We start from the raw sequence: 15,187 nt of genomic DNA on the forward strand, positions 1-15,187 counted from the left end.
CGGCCATGAGGGGCGATCCGGGTGCAAGGCGACTGGCGGCTCGAATGCAGGCTGCCGCGGCCGCCACGATAGCCGTCGCGATCTTCGCGGCCGATGTGCTGACACCATTCCAGGGCGCCGTCGCCGTCCTCTACACCACGGTCATCCTCATTGCGGCACGTGGCCACTCGCAAAGGCTCGTGCTGGCGGCGGCTGCCGTCTGCACGGCCTTGGCCGTCATCGGATACGTCCTGTCCCATCGGGCGGAGCCACTGGGCTCGCCTGCGATCCGCCTGGTCGTCAGCCTCGTCGCCATCTGGATCACGGCCGTTCTGTCCGCCCGCCAAATCGATGTCGCCGCCGAGCGACAGCGATCCGACACGCGGTATCGTTTGATCTTCAACGCCGCGGGCTTTCCCATCTGGGAGTCCGACTGGTCGGCCGCCTACGAGTTCCTGAAGGGTGGCACGGAGCCGACGCTCGACCTGGTCCGGTCCGTATCGGACAAAGCAAAGATCCGGAACGCGAACGAGGCCGCCGCCCAGCTCTTCGGCTATGCCAACCGAGGCGCGCTCATTGCCAATGGGTTGTTTCTCCACCACACGACGAGCGCCCAGGAAGGGCTCGCCCGAATCTTCTCTCGGCTAATGGACGGCGAGGCCACCGTCGAGGAGGAGGTCGAGTTCAAGACGCTGGCCGGGCAGACCGTCGAGGTGGTGCTGCGCGTGACCCTGCCTTCGGATCACGACGGTTGGAAGCACGTGCTGGTGATGGCGCTCGACCTCACCGAGCGCAACCGGACGCAGGCAAGGCTCGCCCAGTCGCAGGCCGAGCTCACCCACATGGCGCGCGTGACGACGCTCGGGCAGCTTGCCGCTTCCATCGCCCACGAGGTCAATCAGCCGCTATCAGCGATCATCACTTACGCCAAGTCCGGCAAGCGCTGGCTTTCGCGGGAGGTGCCGGACCCCTTCGAGGTTTCCGACTGCCTCGACCATATCGCAGCGAACGGGACGCGGGCCGCCGAGGTGATCGCGCGCGTTCGGGATCTGGCACGCAACGCGGACCCGAAGCCCAGCCGGCTGGAGATCCGCCCTTTGATCGACGAAACGGTGGCTCTTCTCGACCGGGATCTCCAGGCAAATGCGGTCGATCTGCATGTCTCCGTAGCCCTGGATCTGCCGGACATCTCGGGCGACCGGGTCCAGATCCAGCAAGTGCTGATGAACCTCCTGTTGAACGCGCAGCAAGCGATGACCGCCGTCGATCCCGGTCAGCGAAAACTCTGTGTAGAGGCAAAGCTCGATGGAGCCCGTGTCATCGTCGATGTAAGCGACTGCGGCGTCGGCGTCGCGCATCTGGATCCCGAGACCCTGTTCCGTCCCTTCTTCACCACGAAGAGCGACGGCATGGGCATGGGCCTGTCGATCTGCCGCACGATCGTCGAGCAGCATGGTGGCGCTCTGACAGCGGCTGCCAACGCCCGCGGTGGGGCGACGTTCCGCTTTCATCTCCCTGTCGAAACGAGTGCTGAAAGGGCCGCGGCATGAAGGCTGATGGATTGATTGGGCGTGTCTGCGTGATTGACGACGATGCCGAGGTTCGCGGATCGATCGGCAGCCTCCTGCGGTCAAGCGGGTTCGACGTGTTCCTGTTCGAGACCACGGCCGCCTTCATGGCCGATCCCGCGCGAGACCTTGCCTCCTGCCTTCTACTCGACGTGCGGCTCTCCGGGGAAAGCGGTCTCGACTTTCAAGAGCAATTGGTGATGTCGGGAATCCGTGTGCCCGTCGTGCTCATCACCGGGCACGGAGACATTCCAATGACGGTGCGGGGCATGCGCGCGGGCGCCATCGACTTCCTGCCAAAACCCTTCGGCGACGATCAGCTCCTCGACGCGGTGGCGGCTGCCGTCCAGGCCGATCGCCTGCGCCGGACCGAGGACGCAGGCAACGCCGTGTTCCGGGCTTCCTACGATCGGCTGACACCACGCGAGCGTGACGTGATGGGCCTCGTCGTCACGGGCCTCATGAACAAGCAGGTCGCCGCCCGGCTTGAGCTGTCCGAGATTACGGTGAAGATCCATCGTGGCAACGTGATGCGCAAGATGGACGCACAGTCCCTGGCCGATCTCGTGCGGATGGCCGAGGTCCTGGGCGTCCGGGACGAGTCAATCCATCGCTATAACACCTGAGTATGGTGGTGCTCGGGCTCGGTTGGGCACATTTGTATCGAGTGTTCAGCGGCTTGCTGCGACGACCACCGGAGCAAGAATCTTGACCCCATCCCCCTTGATAGCCGTCGTGGACGACGACCCCGGTGTCCGCGGCAGCATCGACAGCCTGCTGCGTTCGGCAGGGATGATCGCGATGGGCTTCTCGGGGGCGGCGGACCTGCTCTCATGCGATGCGCTGGACGAACTCGCATGCATCGTTACGGACCTGCACATGCCGGGCATGACGGGGCTCGAACTCCAGGCCGAGATGGCACGACGTGGTTGCAAGCAACCCCTCATTGTCATGACCGCCTTCCCGACCTCCGCCGCTCGCGACCAAGCCCTTGGCGCCGGCGCCCGGGCGTTTCTGACAAAGCCGATCGATCCGGATGCTCTGCTGGACGCGATCGAAGACGCGATCCACTGATAGAGCCGTTAGCGGAGTTCGCCCGAGAGGATCCTGTCGGACGCACAAGGGACGTTCTAACTTTTTGCGTCCGCGCAGTCCTGGCAGTCGGTGCGATCCAGCGCGAGACCTGCGCCTCCGGCGGTATCGACGGCACGTCGTGAGGCGGCTTCCTTCGGCGCTGTAACTCTTTCACGAAGCATCGCGCTCTCCGCACATTACCCGCCCCGGGCCTGGAGGGCCGGAACGGGTGATGTGCTGGAACCTTGCAAGCCTGCTGCGTGCCTGTCGTTTACGTGGTGGCGGGGGAGCGGCAGCTTTCGTAGAGAAACCAAGCGCGCCGTTCGGTCTCGTCGATCCAGACCTCGATCAGGCTGGCCGTTGCGACGTCGTTGTACTCGTCACACAGTGCGTGAACCGCGCGGAGCTCCGAGACAAGCTGCTTGTTGTCGCCATGGAGCTCGGCGAGCATGTCCTTGGGCTCCACGTACTCGGCATTGTTGTCCAGGATGCGCTGGCGGGTGCCGATGTCGGAGATCGAATGGATCGTGGTCCGGCCGATCTTGCGGGCCCGTTCTGCGATCGGGTCGGTCATGGCGAAGATCTGGTCGCCCTGTTCGTCCAGCATCAGGTGGTAGTCGCGGAAGTGCGGACCGCTCATGTGCCAGTGGAAGTTCTTGGTCTTGAGGTAGAGGGCGAACACGTCCGCCAAAAGTCCCTTCAGCCCCGCTCCGATCTCGCCCGTCGACATCGACCCGAGATCCGTGGGGGTGCCGAGCTCGCGATGCGCCATCGTGGGAAATTCGGTGTTCGTGTCCATGTCGGTCTCCTTTGCCATGGAACGGCGATATGCCGTTCGATGTCCCAAGAGTTACGCCGAGGATCCCAAACTCCAATCTATACGAAGATTTGCATATCTAAGTATGGGTGGGCTCGATCCTTCGCGAGGCGCAAGTTCGTCGCCGGACAGAAGCACATAGACCTGGCTGCATGGGTTGCATGAAGTCTGCAAGTGCTCCCGCGGATGCTACGAATTGCGACGGAACGAACGACCCTCGGAGGTGTACATGACAACGGTATCGACGCAAACGGATGTAGCGTCCGACGTTGCGATGGGACGAGGCCTGACCTTCGCCATGGCGGCGGCGGCGGGCATCGCCATCGCGAACATCTATTACAATCAGCCGATGCTCGGCGTGATGGAGCGAGACCTTCCCGGGACGGCCACCACCCTGGTGCCGACGGCGACACAGCTCGGCTATGCCGCCGGACTGTTCCTGCTCGTGCCCCTCGGCGACATTCTCGAACGTAGGCGCCTCATCGTCGTGCAGTTCGTGGCCCTCGCAGCGGCCCTTGCCATGGCCGCGATCGCTCCGACTGCGATCACCATCGTACTGGCGTCGGCGCTGGTGGGGGCGGCCGCCACCGCCGCACAGCAGATCGTTCCCTTCGCAGCACATCTGGCGGCCCCGGAGCGCCGGGGCGCGACGGTCGGCATCGTGATGGCGGGCCTTCTCTGCGGCATTCTCCTAAGCCGGACCCTGGCGGGCTTCGTTGCCACCAGCCTGGGCTGGCGCGCCATGTTCTGGCTCGGCGTTCCCATGGCGCTGGCCGCCGGGGCGCTGATGGCGGCCCGGCTTCCCCGCAGCGTCCCTGGCGTGGCCCTAAGCTATCCAGCCGCTATGCGTTCGCTCGTCGGCCTCTGGCTCGAGTTCGGTGCCTTGCGGTTGGCGGCCATCACGCAGGGCCTTCTGTTCGCCGCCTTCAGCGCTTTCTGGACCATCCTCGCGCTCCGTCTTCAGGAGCCACCCTTCGGCCTTGGAGCCGATATTGCCGGCCTGTTTGGGATCGTCGGTGCCGTCGGCATCCTTGCTGCACCGATCGCTGGACGCATTGCCGACCACCGCGGACCGCACGAGGTGATCGCACTTGGTGCCGCGCTGGTCTTTCTCTCGTGGATCGTCTTCGGGTTCTGGACCTCAATCCCGGGCCTCGTCGTCGGCGTGGTGATCCTCGACTTCGGCATGCAGGGAGCGCTCGTCTCGAACCAGCACCTCGTCTATGCGCTTCGTCCCGAGGCCCGTGGACGCCTGAACACCATCTTCATGTGCGCGATGTTCCTCGGTGGAGCCCTTGGCTCGGCTGCCGCCATCAAGGCTTGGGCCGTTGGAGGATGGGGCGCGGTTGCTGCCCTCGGCGCCATCTTCGCCGCCTTGGCGACCGCCCTGCAAGTCATCAGCCTCCTGCGGAGGACATGACGATGCGGATCGCGATCGCAGGCGGATCAATGGCTGGTTTGTTCGCTGCGGCCTTGCTGTCCCGGACTGGTCACGAGGTCCAGGTGTTCGAGCGCTCGCGCTCGGGGCTGGAAGGACGGGGCGCGGGCCTCGTGCCTCAGCAGGAAGTCTTCGATCTCCTCCAGACCCTCGGGCTTCACGAGGCGGCACGCGTTGGCGTCGTTGCACGCGAGCGCATCGTTCTCGGTCGGTCTGGAGAAGTCCTCCAGCGAGATCCAAGACCGCAGATGCAGATCTCGTGGGATCGGCTCTACCTTGCGGTCCGCCACGTGATCGCAAGCCAGGACCACCATGTCGGTCGCGCCGTCGTGGCTGCTGGACAGGATGCCGGATCGGCGTGGCTCGAACTGAACGACGGAGCACGGGTCGAGGCGGACCTCGTCGTTGGCGCGGACGGCATTGGATCGGCCGTTCGCGCCTCAATCATCCCTGACGATCGAGGGCCGATCTATGCCGGATATGTCGCCTGGCGCGCCATCGTGCCGGAACGTTTGCTACCGGCGCCTGCGGCAGAGGCGCTGTCCGACCGCTTCGCATTCTACCACATGCCTGGAGGCCAGGCACTCGGATACACCGTACCCGGCGCCAATGGCGAACTCGAGCCGGGGCTGAGACGCTACAACGCTGTCTGGTACCGCCGCGATGAGGAAGTAGAATTGACGCTGGCCGACAAGGACGGGCGAACGCATCCGTTCTCTTTGCCGCCCGGGAGCCTGAAGCTGCAAGCCGAACGCGCCTTGCTCAAGGCCGCCGTGCGAGATCTGCCTCCAGCTTTTGCATCCGTGTTCGAAGCCGAGGACGCGCCGTTCGTGCAGGCGATCTTCGACATGGAGACACCCCGTATGATCGACGGGCGCATAGTTCTGATTGGCGACGCTGCCTTTGTTGCAAGGCCGCATACGGCGATGGGCGTGGCGAAGGCCGCTGGAGATGCGCTGGCTCTTGCTAATGCCGTCAACGTCGGCTGGACGGCCGAAGGGCGAAGGCAGTTCGAGGATCACAGGTTACAGCTAGGACGTTCAGTTGTTCAACTCGGGAAAAGGCTCGGCGAATCTCTCGAGTGAAACCAACGGTGGCCGAAATCGGGCATCTTACTAACGGAGGTGAAGCAGCATCGTGGCCGCGGCTTCGTGTTTACCAAACGAATGACTGCTTCCGGGATGACCAAACGGTGACCTGAATGTCTTGATGGGGTCGAAAGCTGCCACGCGTTGGTGGCTTGTGCTACCTAATAGCGGAAAGATCAGGCGACCGAACAGGAAGCCGCCGTGCCCAGCGCTGTCGCCGGTCCCGATCCCGGTGATGGCGACGAGGCGACGGCGTTCTCTGCCTTCATTGCCTCAACGAGGACGCGTGTCGCGGAAGAGAGCAGCGTCACCTGCTTGAAGGGGCTGGCCGGAGTGCCGAGGGTGCTGACCACGGCGTCGCAGCCATCCAGTGCCTGGCGAAGAGCCGCTTCGTCGAGGGCATTGCCCACGACTACCTTAGCGCCGCTGAGGTTACCTGCCTTCTCAGCAGAGCGGGCGAGAACGGCAGCGTCGAATCCTCGCACAAGCGCCTGGGTGACGACGTGCCGCCCGGTCCCCCCGGTCGCGCCGAGAACAAGCAGCTTCGGCTTGGCCGCGGCCGTTCCGATAGTTGATGACAGTTCCATGGTGTGTTCCTCCGGAAGTGGGACGCCCGGTCGGGCAATCCCGTCGTTGACGATCGTCCGTAGAGTTCAGAGCCGGCCATCGGCCACGAGTTCGCGAGTCCTTTTCAGCGTCGAGAGGAGCGCACTCCTGTAGCCCCTATCGCTGTTGAACTGTGCCTGCTCGGCCTGCTCCTCGGGACCATTCGGTTCCTTCCCGCGCAGACCGACGTAGCAGTAAAATCGAAGCTGGAGAGCGCCGGCCTCGTCCTCGAACAGCTCGTTGACGATGGCGCCCTCCCGGGGTCCGGTGACTTGGAAGAAGGTAACCTTCGCCTGTGGCTCGAGGGTGATGATCTCGCGAATATCGGCCCCGGCGATGGTCGCCTCGCGGACGAGGTGGGTCGCGCTGTCCTCGACAACCTCGCAGCGGGTACAAACCAGGTGGCAGAAACTCGCGAGCGTCACGGGCCTTTAGCCCGAGTCCTGCCCAGGCTTGCTCGAGGGTCAGCTTGGTCTCGCCGTCCGGGTTCACCGGGACTGTGGCGGTCGAGTAGATAATGGGAATGCTCCTTGTTTTGGGGAACGATCGCTCGAGGGTCAGACCGCGGCCGTGATCTCGGCGACAAAGTCGCGGTAGGACCGCAGCGGGCGCCCGAGGAGTGCGGTCAGGCGATCGACGTCGTCCGTCTCAGGCACCATGCCGTCGGTGAGGAAGCGGTCGGCCATCAGGCGCATGTCGTAGGCCATCCAGCTCGGCATGAACTGGCGAAGGTTTTTCTCGAACCCGGCGGTATCGTCGCCGCCGTAGCCGATCGGGCGGCCGAGCACGTTGGTCCAGATCGCGGCAATGTCAGTCCCGGTCAGCGTGTCGGGACCGACAAGGTTCATTCGTGTAAGCGGCTGGGCGGTCGCCGACTGCTCGCGGCGGAGCAGTTCGATGGCCGCGATCTCGCCGATGTCCCGAGCGTCGATCATGGCGACGCCCTTGTCGCCGATCGGCATCGGGTAGACGCCGTAGCCAGTCACCACGTCTTTGACCGTGATGTCGTTATTCATGAAGTAGGCGGGCCGCAGGATCGTCGCCGGGATCCCCATCTGCTCGATCATGCGCTCGACGCCGAACTTGCCCGCGAAGTGGGGCACGTTCACGTAGACGTCGCTGTGGATTACCGAGAGGTAGACGACCCGTTCGATGCCGGCCTCTCGGGCCAGACTCAACGTGATCAGCGCCTGGGTGAATTCATCCGGGACGACGGCGTTCAGCAAGAACAGGGTGGAGATGCCCGACAACGCGCCGCGCATCGAGTCGACGTCGAGAAGGTCGCCCTGCACGACCTCTACATTGGCCGGGAGGTTCGCCTTGGCTGGGTCGCGAACAAGGGCACGGACGTCAGCGCCGCGGGTGAGAAGCTGCTCGACGACGTTGCGGCCGACGGTGCCTGTAGCGCCTGTGACGAGAATGGTCATTGGGGTATCTCCGATTTGCGTTGGGTACAGTTGCAAGATCGGTGATCACGGCTCATTCCAATAGACATCGATTTTGGACGCGCCGTCCCATGGGTGGAACAGATGGATCTTCTCGCGCTGGCTGACTTCAACCTGGTCGCCCGGCACGAAGGGTTCGGCCGTGCAGCCCGGGCAACCGGGCGCCCCAAGGCGACCCTGTCTCGCCGGGTCACGGAGTTGGAGGCGAGCCTCGACCTCAGACTGTTCGAGCGCGGGGGTCGCGTCTTGAAGCTCACCGAGGAGGGACGCGCCCTTTACGAACGTACGAGTGCACTCCTTACGGACCTCGACGAGACTGCATCTGCCATCGCGTCAGGGGGACACCGACCACGTGGCCGTTTGCGGATCAGTGCACCGTATCTATTCTCGCAGACCGCAATTGGGAAATTGGCGGCCGGATTTGCGATCAAACATCCCGAGGTGCGTCTCGAGGTAACGTCGGATGACCGCTCCGTCGACATGGTGGAGGAGGCTTTCGATCTGGTGATCCGGGTGAACCCTGAACCGGACGAGAGCCTTGTCGGTCGGGTCTTCCTGCGCGATCGGCTTGTGGTGGTCGCAGGCCCGGCGGTGAAGGCGCCTGACGACGGGACGCCCGTTCCAGCCGTCGTGCGGGGGATAACCAGCGCGACCGAGACTTGGAATGTGACCACCGCAATAGGGCGCTCCAGCATCACGGTCCGCCCAGTCATGAGCCTGTCGTCGATGGTCATGGTCCGCGACGCCGTGAGGGCGGGAGCAGGCGCCGCGTGCCTTCCGATCTCGCTCGTCAGTCACGATCTCGCGGACGGGACCTTAGTCCACTGGGGCGACATCGACGGACCTGAGATCGCCCTCTGGACGCTCTACCCAAGCCGTCGGTTGTTGAGCGCCCGCGTCTCCGCCTTTCTCGACCACCTGCGAGAAGCCTTTCCGAACGGGACGCCCAACGAGCTCGCCGGGTACGTCGGGCGGTAGGATCGGCGTCACGGATCAGCCGCCTAGCCATGTTCCCATACCCCGACCCAGGCCGATGCGAGCAGCGACGCTCCAAGGACCGCGTTGAAGGCCCTTGCTGACGTTTCGGACTGCACCGACGACCCCGCTCTCGTTCCAAGCGCCGCCCAGGCGCTCAAGCAGGGTAGTGAGACCAGCAGGAAGACACCCGAAAGTACGCCATACCGTCGGATGTCGGCGTCGGCACCGGCGAAGATGCTGACGACGGCCAAGGCCATGCCCCACGCCTTGGGATTGACGATCTGAAGGGCAGCAGCCGTTAGGCCGCTGGTAGGCTTGTCCGCGACCGCCTTGTCGGTGTCTGTCGTGTGGAAGGCGATTTTCCAGGCCAGACGGCTCATCCAAATCGCTCCGGCCCAGCCCATGGCCACCTGGACGCCAGGGTTTTCAGCCAGCCATCCGCCAATGCCGAAGCCGACGACGAGGACCAGCGCCGCTGATCCCGCGCACGAACCCCAAACGATCGGGAGCGCTGCGAAAAAGCCGTATCGGGCGCTGTTGCCGAGGACAAGGAGGTTGGAGGGGCCGGGCGTGATCGACGCGACGAAGGCGAAGGTCACGAAGGGCAGAAGCTGCACGAGGGCGATCGGAAGCGCGGTCATGGATGCAGCCTTGCGCCTTTGGTCGCCTTGTCGACATCCTTCCTCGGGCCGCGGATCGCGATACCGACGAGGTCCGGCCTGTCCGTCGGTTCGGCCTTGAACGCTTCGCGGTTCGCCGCGTCATGACCCGTCGCGAACATCGCCCGGACGTAGATGGCAGCGGTTAGGCCTTTCTCGCCCGACATCCGGTGGGCGCGGAGAAGATCGTTTGGGCCGGCCGCGAAGATCAGCATGGGCTGCCCGAGCAGACTCGCGAACCGACCTCCCGCGGCATCCTCGTATGGCGCACCCATGGCTTCGGGCGCCGCGCCGGCGATGCCGGTCGCCAAGAACGCGGTGACGTTCAGCTTCTGCCATGTGGCGAGATCGTCCAGGACCATGATGGCGACCTTCGTGTCGAACATGCCTTACATCCTTCGGCCACATGCGCAATGAGATGGATTGCGTGAGAGGATGCCTTCATAATGCCGCACGGCATTCGGTAACAAAGGATATCGGCAAGGTGAAGGAAGATACGAACCCGGTTCGGCCACGCCTCCCGTCACCGGCCCGCTTGGACGACCGGGACCGAACGCTGTTAGGTCTCTTGGCCGAGGACTCGACCCGCAGCTACGCCGATCTCGGGAAACTTCTCCATCTATCGGCGCCGGCCGTCCACGAGCGCGTGAAGCGCCTAAGGCAGGACGGGGTGATCAAGGCGAACGTCGCCGTCCTCGACGGAGCCAAGCTCGGTCGGCCACTACTGACATTCGTCCATGTGGACACGACGAGCTGGGCGGTGACCCGTCAGCTCCTGGCGTTGCAGGAACTCCCGGAAGTGGAGGAGATCCACACGGTGACGGGTGAGAGCGCCATGCTGCTGAAGGTCAGGACCCGGGACACGCAGGCGCTTGAAGACCTCCTCGAGCGGATCCACTCCATCGAGGGCTTTAAGGGCACGAGGAGCTACATCGCTCTGTCGACGTATCTCGAGCGAGGGCCGAGCCCAGTCGGGGCCGGATAATGGATCCACGCGGACGACGGTGTGATCGTGCCGCACCTTGCCGGTTTCCGATCTTCGTGATGCCGCGACAGGCGGGGGCATGCCGACCATGGTCCCGTGTCCCAGAAGAATGGCTTCAAACTTACGGCGGCGACGCTGCGCCCGGCCCAGAAGGACCGGGCCAAGTGGCTGGTCCTCAGCTCCATTAGTGATCCGACAGGCACGGCTGTTCACGCGATCCGGCAGGCTGCCCGGAAGGCTATCGGCGGCGCCCCTAGCAGCTTGACATCTCCATCTCTCATTAGAAACAAGGCATGCAACTAGGCGTCAGCAAATCCAAGGCACCCTGCGACCACGCTAGAGCCCTCGGGTTCCTCGGGAACCTCGTTGCCCGCCTGTTCTTTCGGACCGCGGTCGTAGGCTGAAACCCTCCGTACCCCGCTTCGAATTGGCATATCTTCCGACTGATTGCGCTGCCCATCGCAGGGATCCGTTGCATCACATCTATCGCGCCCTTTTTCCCGTTCTGATGGCGTCAGCCCTCGTTCTGAGTCCTTTGACACGCGCCGGAGCACAAGAGCCCAGCTTTCTAGCGGGTACCGAGACGGCGGGGCACGAATTGCCCTATGAGATCATGCTGCGGGCGGCACCATTGATGCAGGCCGGCAAGGGTGACGAGGCTACGTTCTGGTTCTACGCCGGTCAGCTGCGTTGGCGCTCGCGTCTGATTGCCGACCCGGACCAGGACCCGACTGGCGAGCCCGCCCTGTTCTCATCGCTGTTGGTGACGCTTGGACCTGCAGTGAATGGCTGGGCCTTCGGTGATATTCCCAAGCTTCAGCGAACGATCGACGCGGTGCTTTTCGGGGACGAGCGCTACCCTGACCCCTCGCTCGATACGGCCGTACACGGACGGATGCGCGCAGGACTGGCGGACCTTCGCGACCAGGTCGGTCGCGATGCGGACACGTTCCTTGCCGAGCGCGCCTCCCGTGGACTGGGGAGCCGATGAGGCTGCACCCACTGTATCGCATCGCCGGGAAGTGACTTCACGACTGCTTCTAGTGTTGGCGATGGTGCTCGCACTCGACGGACCGGACTAAGCGTGGGTGATGTTCAGCACGGCACCGTTGCAGCTTCACTGAAGGGCGCATAGCGCGGCTGCGTGATCTGGGTCCTCCTTTCGTCGAGCTGAACTTATGAACGCTCCTGAGGAAGGTTTGTAAGGCTTACTCCAGATGGGGAGACAGTACGCTCACCATCCTTTACGGCGCGTACGCGACGGGACAAGTTGTTGCGGAGCGCAACGACCAAGACTGCGGTGTCGGCTCCAACCAGCCTCACGGTTTTCGATGTTTGCGCACCAACGGTTGGGTTCCAGCGCGTCGATGAGAACGAGATGAATGCCGATAGCCCTCAAAGATCAAACAACGAGAGCTGACTTAGAGGTGTAGCCCCACATGGTGTCGGGAGGAACTAAGGGACTCCCATGATGGTTCTCGGAAGCGTGAACGTGGCCTCTGAAAAAACACGGGCTGCTGAGGAGAAGATGATGAGTTCAACCGACAGAACCGAGATCGGCGACCTGAGCCTAGATGCGATTGAGGCACGGAACGGAAATTTGCGCTCCGGGCTTGCCGACACCGTTGGAGAACTGCGGAACCGCCTCTCGCCCGACACCATCAAAGCGGATGTCAAGGACAGCATTGTCCAGTCGGGCCAGGATATGCTTGCCAAGCTTGAGCGGTCTGCACGGGAAAATCCGTTGCAGACCGCGGCGATTGGAGCTGGTCTGGCTTACCCGATCATCGGCATTCTTCGGAGCATCCCGGCTCCGGTACTGCTGATGGGCGCGGGCGTGGCTTTGTCCGGCCGCAACAACATCTTCTCGGGACTGATCTCGGGAGACAAGGTCAAAGGTACGGTCTCGGCAGGTAACGACAAGGCCTCCGAACTTGCAAGCAAGGCATCGGACACGGCATCGGCCGCCGCGGCCTCCGTTACCTCAACCGCACAAGATATGTCCAACCGCGTAACCGGCGCCGCATCGGCAGCCACGAACAAGGTGACCGACACCCTGACCGATGCGACCCAGAGCCTGACGGACGCAGCCGATGCCGTGACCCATCAAGCCCGGACGACCTATCACGATGCCACACACGCGGTTGGCCAAGTGACCGAACAAGCGGTTGTGCTTGGCCGACAGGGTCGTGACACGCTGGTCGATACAGTCCAGCGCAACCCCTTATTGGTCGGCGCGCTGACGGCCCTAGCAGGTGCTGCACTTGCCGCGCTCATCCCGCATAGCCGCACTGAATCCCGCTTGTTCGGCGACGCGAGCTCGCGAGTGAGGCAGAAGGCCGAGGCGACTGCCCGCGGAGGTCTGCACGCCGCAATGGACGTCGGCGAGCGAGTGGCTGCCTCGACCGTGGACGCCGCCTCCGACGAAGGCCTCGACGTCGAGTCCGGCAAGAATGCAATCCGTGATCTTAGCGAGCGCGCGGCAGCCGTCGTCGATGCTGGCGTGAATGCCGTCGTGCCGACCGACGAGCCGGAGAAGCCCATCACGACTCGGCCAATGGATCACTGAACGGGCCGTTAGGCCACTGACCAACCCATAGTCAAATGCATGGAGACCGACATGAGCAACACCACCTTCAATCAGAACCAGACCGCGAAGCCAGACATCACCGATCAGGCAAAGGCCGCCGCCGACAATGTCGGTGCCGAGGCAAGCTCGCTTGCAAACGAGGCGAAGGCCGCCGTGAACGATCTCGGTGACCGTGCCAAACAGGGTGTTCTCGACGCGGCAGATCATGTGCGCGGTCTCGCCGAAGAGCAAAAGGCCGCAGGGGCTGACCGCTTCAAGGGCTATGCCGGGTCGATCAACCGCGCTGCCGACAGCCTCGACGAAGAAATGCCGATGGTCGCCAACTTTGCCCGGAAGGCAGCGGGCGAGATCGAGCACTTGGCCGATGCCGTAAAAGATCGCGACCTTGCCGATCTCGTCGGTGTCGTTCACGACTACGCTCGCCGTCAGCCGGCTGTGTTCCTCGGCGCCACCGCGTTGGCTGGCTTCGTCGTTGCTCGGTTCCTGTCGACCTCAGCCCAGAAGCGCACACGCGAGGCGAACGTCGGTGACTGGAAGAGCGATGCGGACCATGTCGGCGCACCCCGGCCGCTGCCCGTCCGCGGCACACTGAGCTGAAGGGGCATCGGATGGCTACGTCCCCCGACGACAGAAGCTTCTCGGAGCTGATCTCCAACGGCCTCGAGCAGCTCTCGGCCCTCTTCCGGAGCGAGATCCAGCTCGCAAAGGCGGAGATGGCCAAGAAGGCAACGAATGCCGGCGTGGCCATCGGACTGATGGTCGGCGGAGTAGCCTTCGCGATGGCTACCTTGGTGATGCTCTTAACCACCGTCGCAACCTTTCTCGTTGAGGCGGGCATGGGTGCAGGGCTGGCGTTCCTGCTAGCCACCGTCGTCGGGGGCGCGGTCGCTGCGATCCTCGTATTGGCAGGCGTCAAAAAACTGAAGTCCGAGACAATGGTGCCCGAGCGCACGGTGCATCAGGTCCAGATGGACGCACAAGCGGCGAAAGGAACCCAGCCATGAGCCATACATACGAACGTCCCGTCCCTTCCACATACGCGGAAGATCCCACCATTCCCAACGCCCGGAACACCGTGACGAAGAAGGACTTCGGAACCAGCCTTACGGACGCTGTCCGCGAAAACCCGGCGTCGGCTGCGCTGATCGGCATGGGTGTCGCCTGGCTGTTCTTCGGTGGAAGCAAGACGTCGCTGTTCGGCTCGAAGCGGGACGACGATCGCGACCACGGTCATCGCAACCGTCATCGGTCGGAGCGCGACGATTACGAGATGCGCTTTGAGGCGCCACGTCACGTTGGTCGAACGTCCGACCGGTTTGGCACCATGGCGAGCGGTGTGGGTAGTGCCGCCAACGATGCCGTGGATGCCGTCGGCTATGGTGCCCAGCAGGCAGGATCCAGTATTGCCAGCGGGGCATCGTCAATCGCTGGCGCGGCATCCCAAGGGTACGACGCGGTCGCCTCCTATGCCGGCGACGCGGCTTCCTACATAGGGTCGCACGCCTACGACGCGGGTAGGGCTGGCTCGCGGATCGCAAGGAGCCAGGCCGGACACGTGCAGCAGACAGTCGGTGAGTTCTTTGAGGACCAACCTTTGGCGCTCGGCGTGCTCGGACTTGCGTTGGGCGCGGGCGTCGCAGCGCTGCTTCCTGTCTCGGACATCGAGCGGGAATATTTTGGTGAGACCAGTGACGAGCTTAAGGCGCAGGCGCGCTCGCTAGTTGGTGAGAAGATCGGCGAAGCCAAAGATCTGGCGGCGACAGCGCTGGACGAGGTTGGACGCGAAGCCGAGGCGCAGGGCCTGACGAAGGCAAAGCTCGGAGAGGTTGCTGCTGACCTAAAGGACCGGGTTGGCAACGTGGCCAGTGCCGCGAAAGAAAGCGTTTCCGAGGCATCGCCCGGCAAGCTTTAGTTTGCAAGTCGGGATCGCCAACGAGCGGTCCGTGCCGTGAACATCCAT

General features: G+C 63.7%; 16 protein-coding genes and 2 pseudogenes. 12 read left to right on the top strand and 6 right to left on the bottom strand.

The annotated features are described in order from the left end of the window. Positions 1-5: 5 nt before the first annotated feature. The 3 genes from ACZL02_RS21255 to ACZL02_RS21265 all read left to right on the top strand — a co-directional run bounded on the left by ACZL02_RS21255 (position 6) and on the right by ACZL02_RS21265 (position 2,621). The gene (locus ACZL02_RS21255; RefSeq protein WP_472939495.1) at positions 6-1,529 is read left to right on the top strand and encodes a sensor histidine kinase; all 1,524 of its coding nucleotides are present in this window, start codon (positions 6-8) and stop codon (positions 1,527-1,529) included. Continuing rightward, positions 1,526-2,173: a response regulator transcription factor gene (locus ACZL02_RS21260; protein ID WP_472939496.1), complete on the top strand. Its 648-nt coding sequence runs from the start codon at positions 1,526-1,528 to the stop codon at positions 2,171-2,173. Before ACZL02_RS21255 ends, ACZL02_RS21260 begins: the two co-directional genes overlap by 4 nt. Before the next feature lie 82 nt (positions 2,174-2,255). Continuing rightward, the gene (locus ACZL02_RS21265) at positions 2,256-2,621 is read left to right on the top strand and encodes a response regulator transcription factor (protein ID WP_472939497.1); all 366 of its coding nucleotides are present in this window, start codon (positions 2,256-2,258) and stop codon (positions 2,619-2,621) included. A 271-nt stretch (positions 2,622-2,892) separates the two neighbouring features. Here ACZL02_RS21265 and ACZL02_RS21270 read toward each other — a convergent pair whose 3' ends face one another. Then, positions 2,893-3,420: a Dps family protein gene (locus ACZL02_RS21270; RefSeq protein WP_472939498.1), complete on the bottom strand. Its 528-nt coding sequence runs from the start codon at positions 3,418-3,420 to the stop codon at positions 2,893-2,895. Positions 3,421-3,667: 247 nt separating this feature from the next. On the opposite strand from ACZL02_RS21270, the gene ACZL02_RS21275 reads away from it, so the two are divergent. Together ACZL02_RS21275 and ACZL02_RS21280 are read left to right on the top strand one after the other, a co-directional pair. Further along, positions 3,668-4,858 (top strand): MFS transporter, encoded by a 1,191-nt coding sequence (locus tag ACZL02_RS21275; RefSeq protein WP_472939499.1) that lies wholly within the window; start codon positions 3,668-3,670, stop codon positions 4,856-4,858. 2 nt (positions 4,859-4,860) lie between these two features. Beyond that, positions 4,861-5,961: an FAD binding domain-containing protein gene (locus ACZL02_RS21280; RefSeq protein WP_472939500.1), complete on the top strand. Its 1,101-nt coding sequence runs from the start codon at positions 4,861-4,863 to the stop codon at positions 5,959-5,961. A 165-nt stretch (positions 5,962-6,126) separates the two neighbouring features. Here the strand turns inward: ACZL02_RS21280 and ACZL02_RS21285 are convergent. The 3 genes and pseudogenes from ACZL02_RS21285 to ACZL02_RS21295 form a co-directional block, all read right to left on the bottom strand. Continuing rightward, positions 6,127-6,551 (bottom strand): annotated as a pseudogene (locus tag ACZL02_RS21285) (NAD(P)H-binding protein); the annotation flags it as partial. A 66-nt stretch (positions 6,552-6,617) separates the two neighbouring features. Then, positions 6,618-7,089: pseudogene (locus ACZL02_RS21290) on the bottom strand (AtaL-like protein). Positions 7,090-7,127: 38 nt separating this feature from the next. Continuing rightward, positions 7,128-7,997 (bottom strand): SDR family oxidoreductase, encoded by an 870-nt coding sequence (locus tag ACZL02_RS21295; protein ID WP_472939501.1) that lies wholly within the window; start codon positions 7,995-7,997, stop codon positions 7,128-7,130. Positions 7,998-8,099: 102 nt separating this feature from the next. Here ACZL02_RS21295 and ACZL02_RS21300 point away from each other — a divergent pair, with 102 nt between their 5' ends. After that, positions 8,100-8,993, top strand: coding sequence for a LysR family transcriptional regulator (locus ACZL02_RS21300; protein WP_472939502.1), 894 nt, complete (start codon positions 8,100-8,102; stop codon positions 8,991-8,993). Between the two features lie 23 nt (positions 8,994-9,016). Here ACZL02_RS21300 and ACZL02_RS21305 read toward each other — a convergent pair whose 3' ends face one another. Beyond that, positions 9,017-9,634, bottom strand: a complete 618-nt coding sequence (locus ACZL02_RS21305) for a LysE family translocator (RefSeq protein ID WP_472939503.1) — start codon at positions 9,632-9,634, stop codon at positions 9,017-9,019. Next, on the bottom strand, positions 9,631-10,038 hold the full coding sequence (locus tag ACZL02_RS21310; RefSeq protein WP_472939504.1) for a DUF2000 family protein: 408 nt from the start codon (positions 10,036-10,038) through the stop codon (positions 9,631-9,633). Before ACZL02_RS21310 ends, ACZL02_RS21305 begins: the two co-directional genes overlap by 4 nt. Positions 10,039-10,136: 98 nt before the next feature. Here ACZL02_RS21310 and ACZL02_RS21315 point away from each other — a divergent pair, with 98 nt between their 5' ends. The 6 genes from ACZL02_RS21315 (at position 10,137) to ACZL02_RS21340 (ending at position 15,139) form a co-directional block, all read left to right on the top strand. Next, positions 10,137-10,637, top strand: coding sequence for an Lrp/AsnC family transcriptional regulator (locus ACZL02_RS21315; RefSeq protein ID WP_472939505.1), 501 nt, complete (start codon positions 10,137-10,139; stop codon positions 10,635-10,637). A 598-nt stretch (positions 10,638-11,235) separates the two neighbouring features. Further along, positions 11,236-11,628 carry a hypothetical protein gene (locus tag ACZL02_RS21320; protein ID WP_472939506.1) on the top strand — a complete coding sequence of 131 codons (393 nt, stop codon included), beginning with the start codon at positions 11,236-11,238 and terminating at the stop codon, positions 11,626-11,628. 477 nt (positions 11,629-12,105) lie between these two features. Next, positions 12,106-13,206: a hypothetical protein gene (locus ACZL02_RS21325; protein ID WP_472939507.1), complete on the top strand. Its 1,101-nt coding sequence runs from the start codon at positions 12,106-12,108 to the stop codon at positions 13,204-13,206. A 51-nt stretch (positions 13,207-13,257) separates the two neighbouring features. Beyond that, the gene (locus tag ACZL02_RS21330; RefSeq protein ID WP_472939508.1) at positions 13,258-13,824 is read left to right on the top strand and encodes a hypothetical protein; all 567 of its coding nucleotides are present in this window, start codon (positions 13,258-13,260) and stop codon (positions 13,822-13,824) included. Positions 13,825-13,835: 11 nt separating this feature from the next. Next, a complete protein-coding gene (locus ACZL02_RS21335) occupies positions 13,836-14,231 on the top strand; it encodes a phage holin family protein (protein WP_472939509.1) in 396 nt (131 codons plus the stop codon). Beyond that, on the top strand, positions 14,228-15,139 hold the full coding sequence (locus ACZL02_RS21340) for a hypothetical protein (protein WP_472939510.1): 912 nt from the start codon (positions 14,228-14,230) through the stop codon (positions 15,137-15,139). Before ACZL02_RS21335 ends, ACZL02_RS21340 begins: the two co-directional genes overlap by 4 nt. The last annotated feature ends 48 nt before the right edge of the window (positions 15,140-15,187 follow it).

Source organism: Mesocryomonas fontinalis, assembly GCF_055730125.2.

Bases quoted from the DNA above. Each gene is read 5' to 3' on its own strand.
- ACZL02_RS21300 (WP_472939502.1), top strand. From the start codon at position 8,100: ATGGATCTTCTCGCGCTGGCTGACTTCAACCTGGTCGCCCGGCACGAA.
- ACZL02_RS21340 (WP_472939510.1), top strand. From the start codon at position 14,228: ATGAGCCATACATACGAACGTCCCGTCCCTTCCACATACGCGGAAGAT.
- ACZL02_RS21255 (WP_472939495.1), top strand. From the start codon at position 6: ATGAGGGGCGATCCGGGTGCAAGGCGACTGGCGGCTCGAATGCAGGCT.
- ACZL02_RS21330 (WP_472939508.1), top strand. From the start codon at position 13,258: ATGAGCAACACCACCTTCAATCAGAACCAGACCGCGAAGCCAGACATC.
- ACZL02_RS21270 (WP_472939498.1), bottom strand. From the start codon at position 3,420: ATGGACACGAACACCGAATTTCCCACGATGGCGCATCGCGAGCTCGGC.
- ACZL02_RS21280 (WP_472939500.1), top strand. From the start codon at position 4,861: ATGCGGATCGCGATCGCAGGCGGATCAATGGCTGGTTTGTTCGCTGCG.
- ACZL02_RS21275 (WP_472939499.1), top strand. From the start codon at position 3,668: ATGACAACGGTATCGACGCAAACGGATGTAGCGTCCGACGTTGCGATG.
- ACZL02_RS21310 (WP_472939504.1), bottom strand. From the start codon at position 10,038: ATGTTCGACACGAAGGTCGCCATCATGGTCCTGGACGATCTCGCCACA.
- ACZL02_RS21295 (WP_472939501.1), bottom strand. From the start codon at position 7,997: ATGACCATTCTCGTCACAGGCGCTACAGGCACCGTCGGCCGCAACGTC.
- ACZL02_RS21305 (WP_472939503.1), bottom strand. From the start codon at position 9,634: ATGACCGCGCTTCCGATCGCCCTCGTGCAGCTTCTGCCCTTCGTGACC.
- ACZL02_RS21260 (WP_472939496.1), top strand. From the start codon at position 1,526: ATGAAGGCTGATGGATTGATTGGGCGTGTCTGCGTGATTGACGACGAT.
- ACZL02_RS21335 (WP_472939509.1), top strand. From the start codon at position 13,836: ATGGCTACGTCCCCCGACGACAGAAGCTTCTCGGAGCTGATCTCCAAC.
- ACZL02_RS21325 (WP_472939507.1), top strand. From the start codon at position 12,106: ATGATGGTTCTCGGAAGCGTGAACGTGGCCTCTGAAAAAACACGGGCT.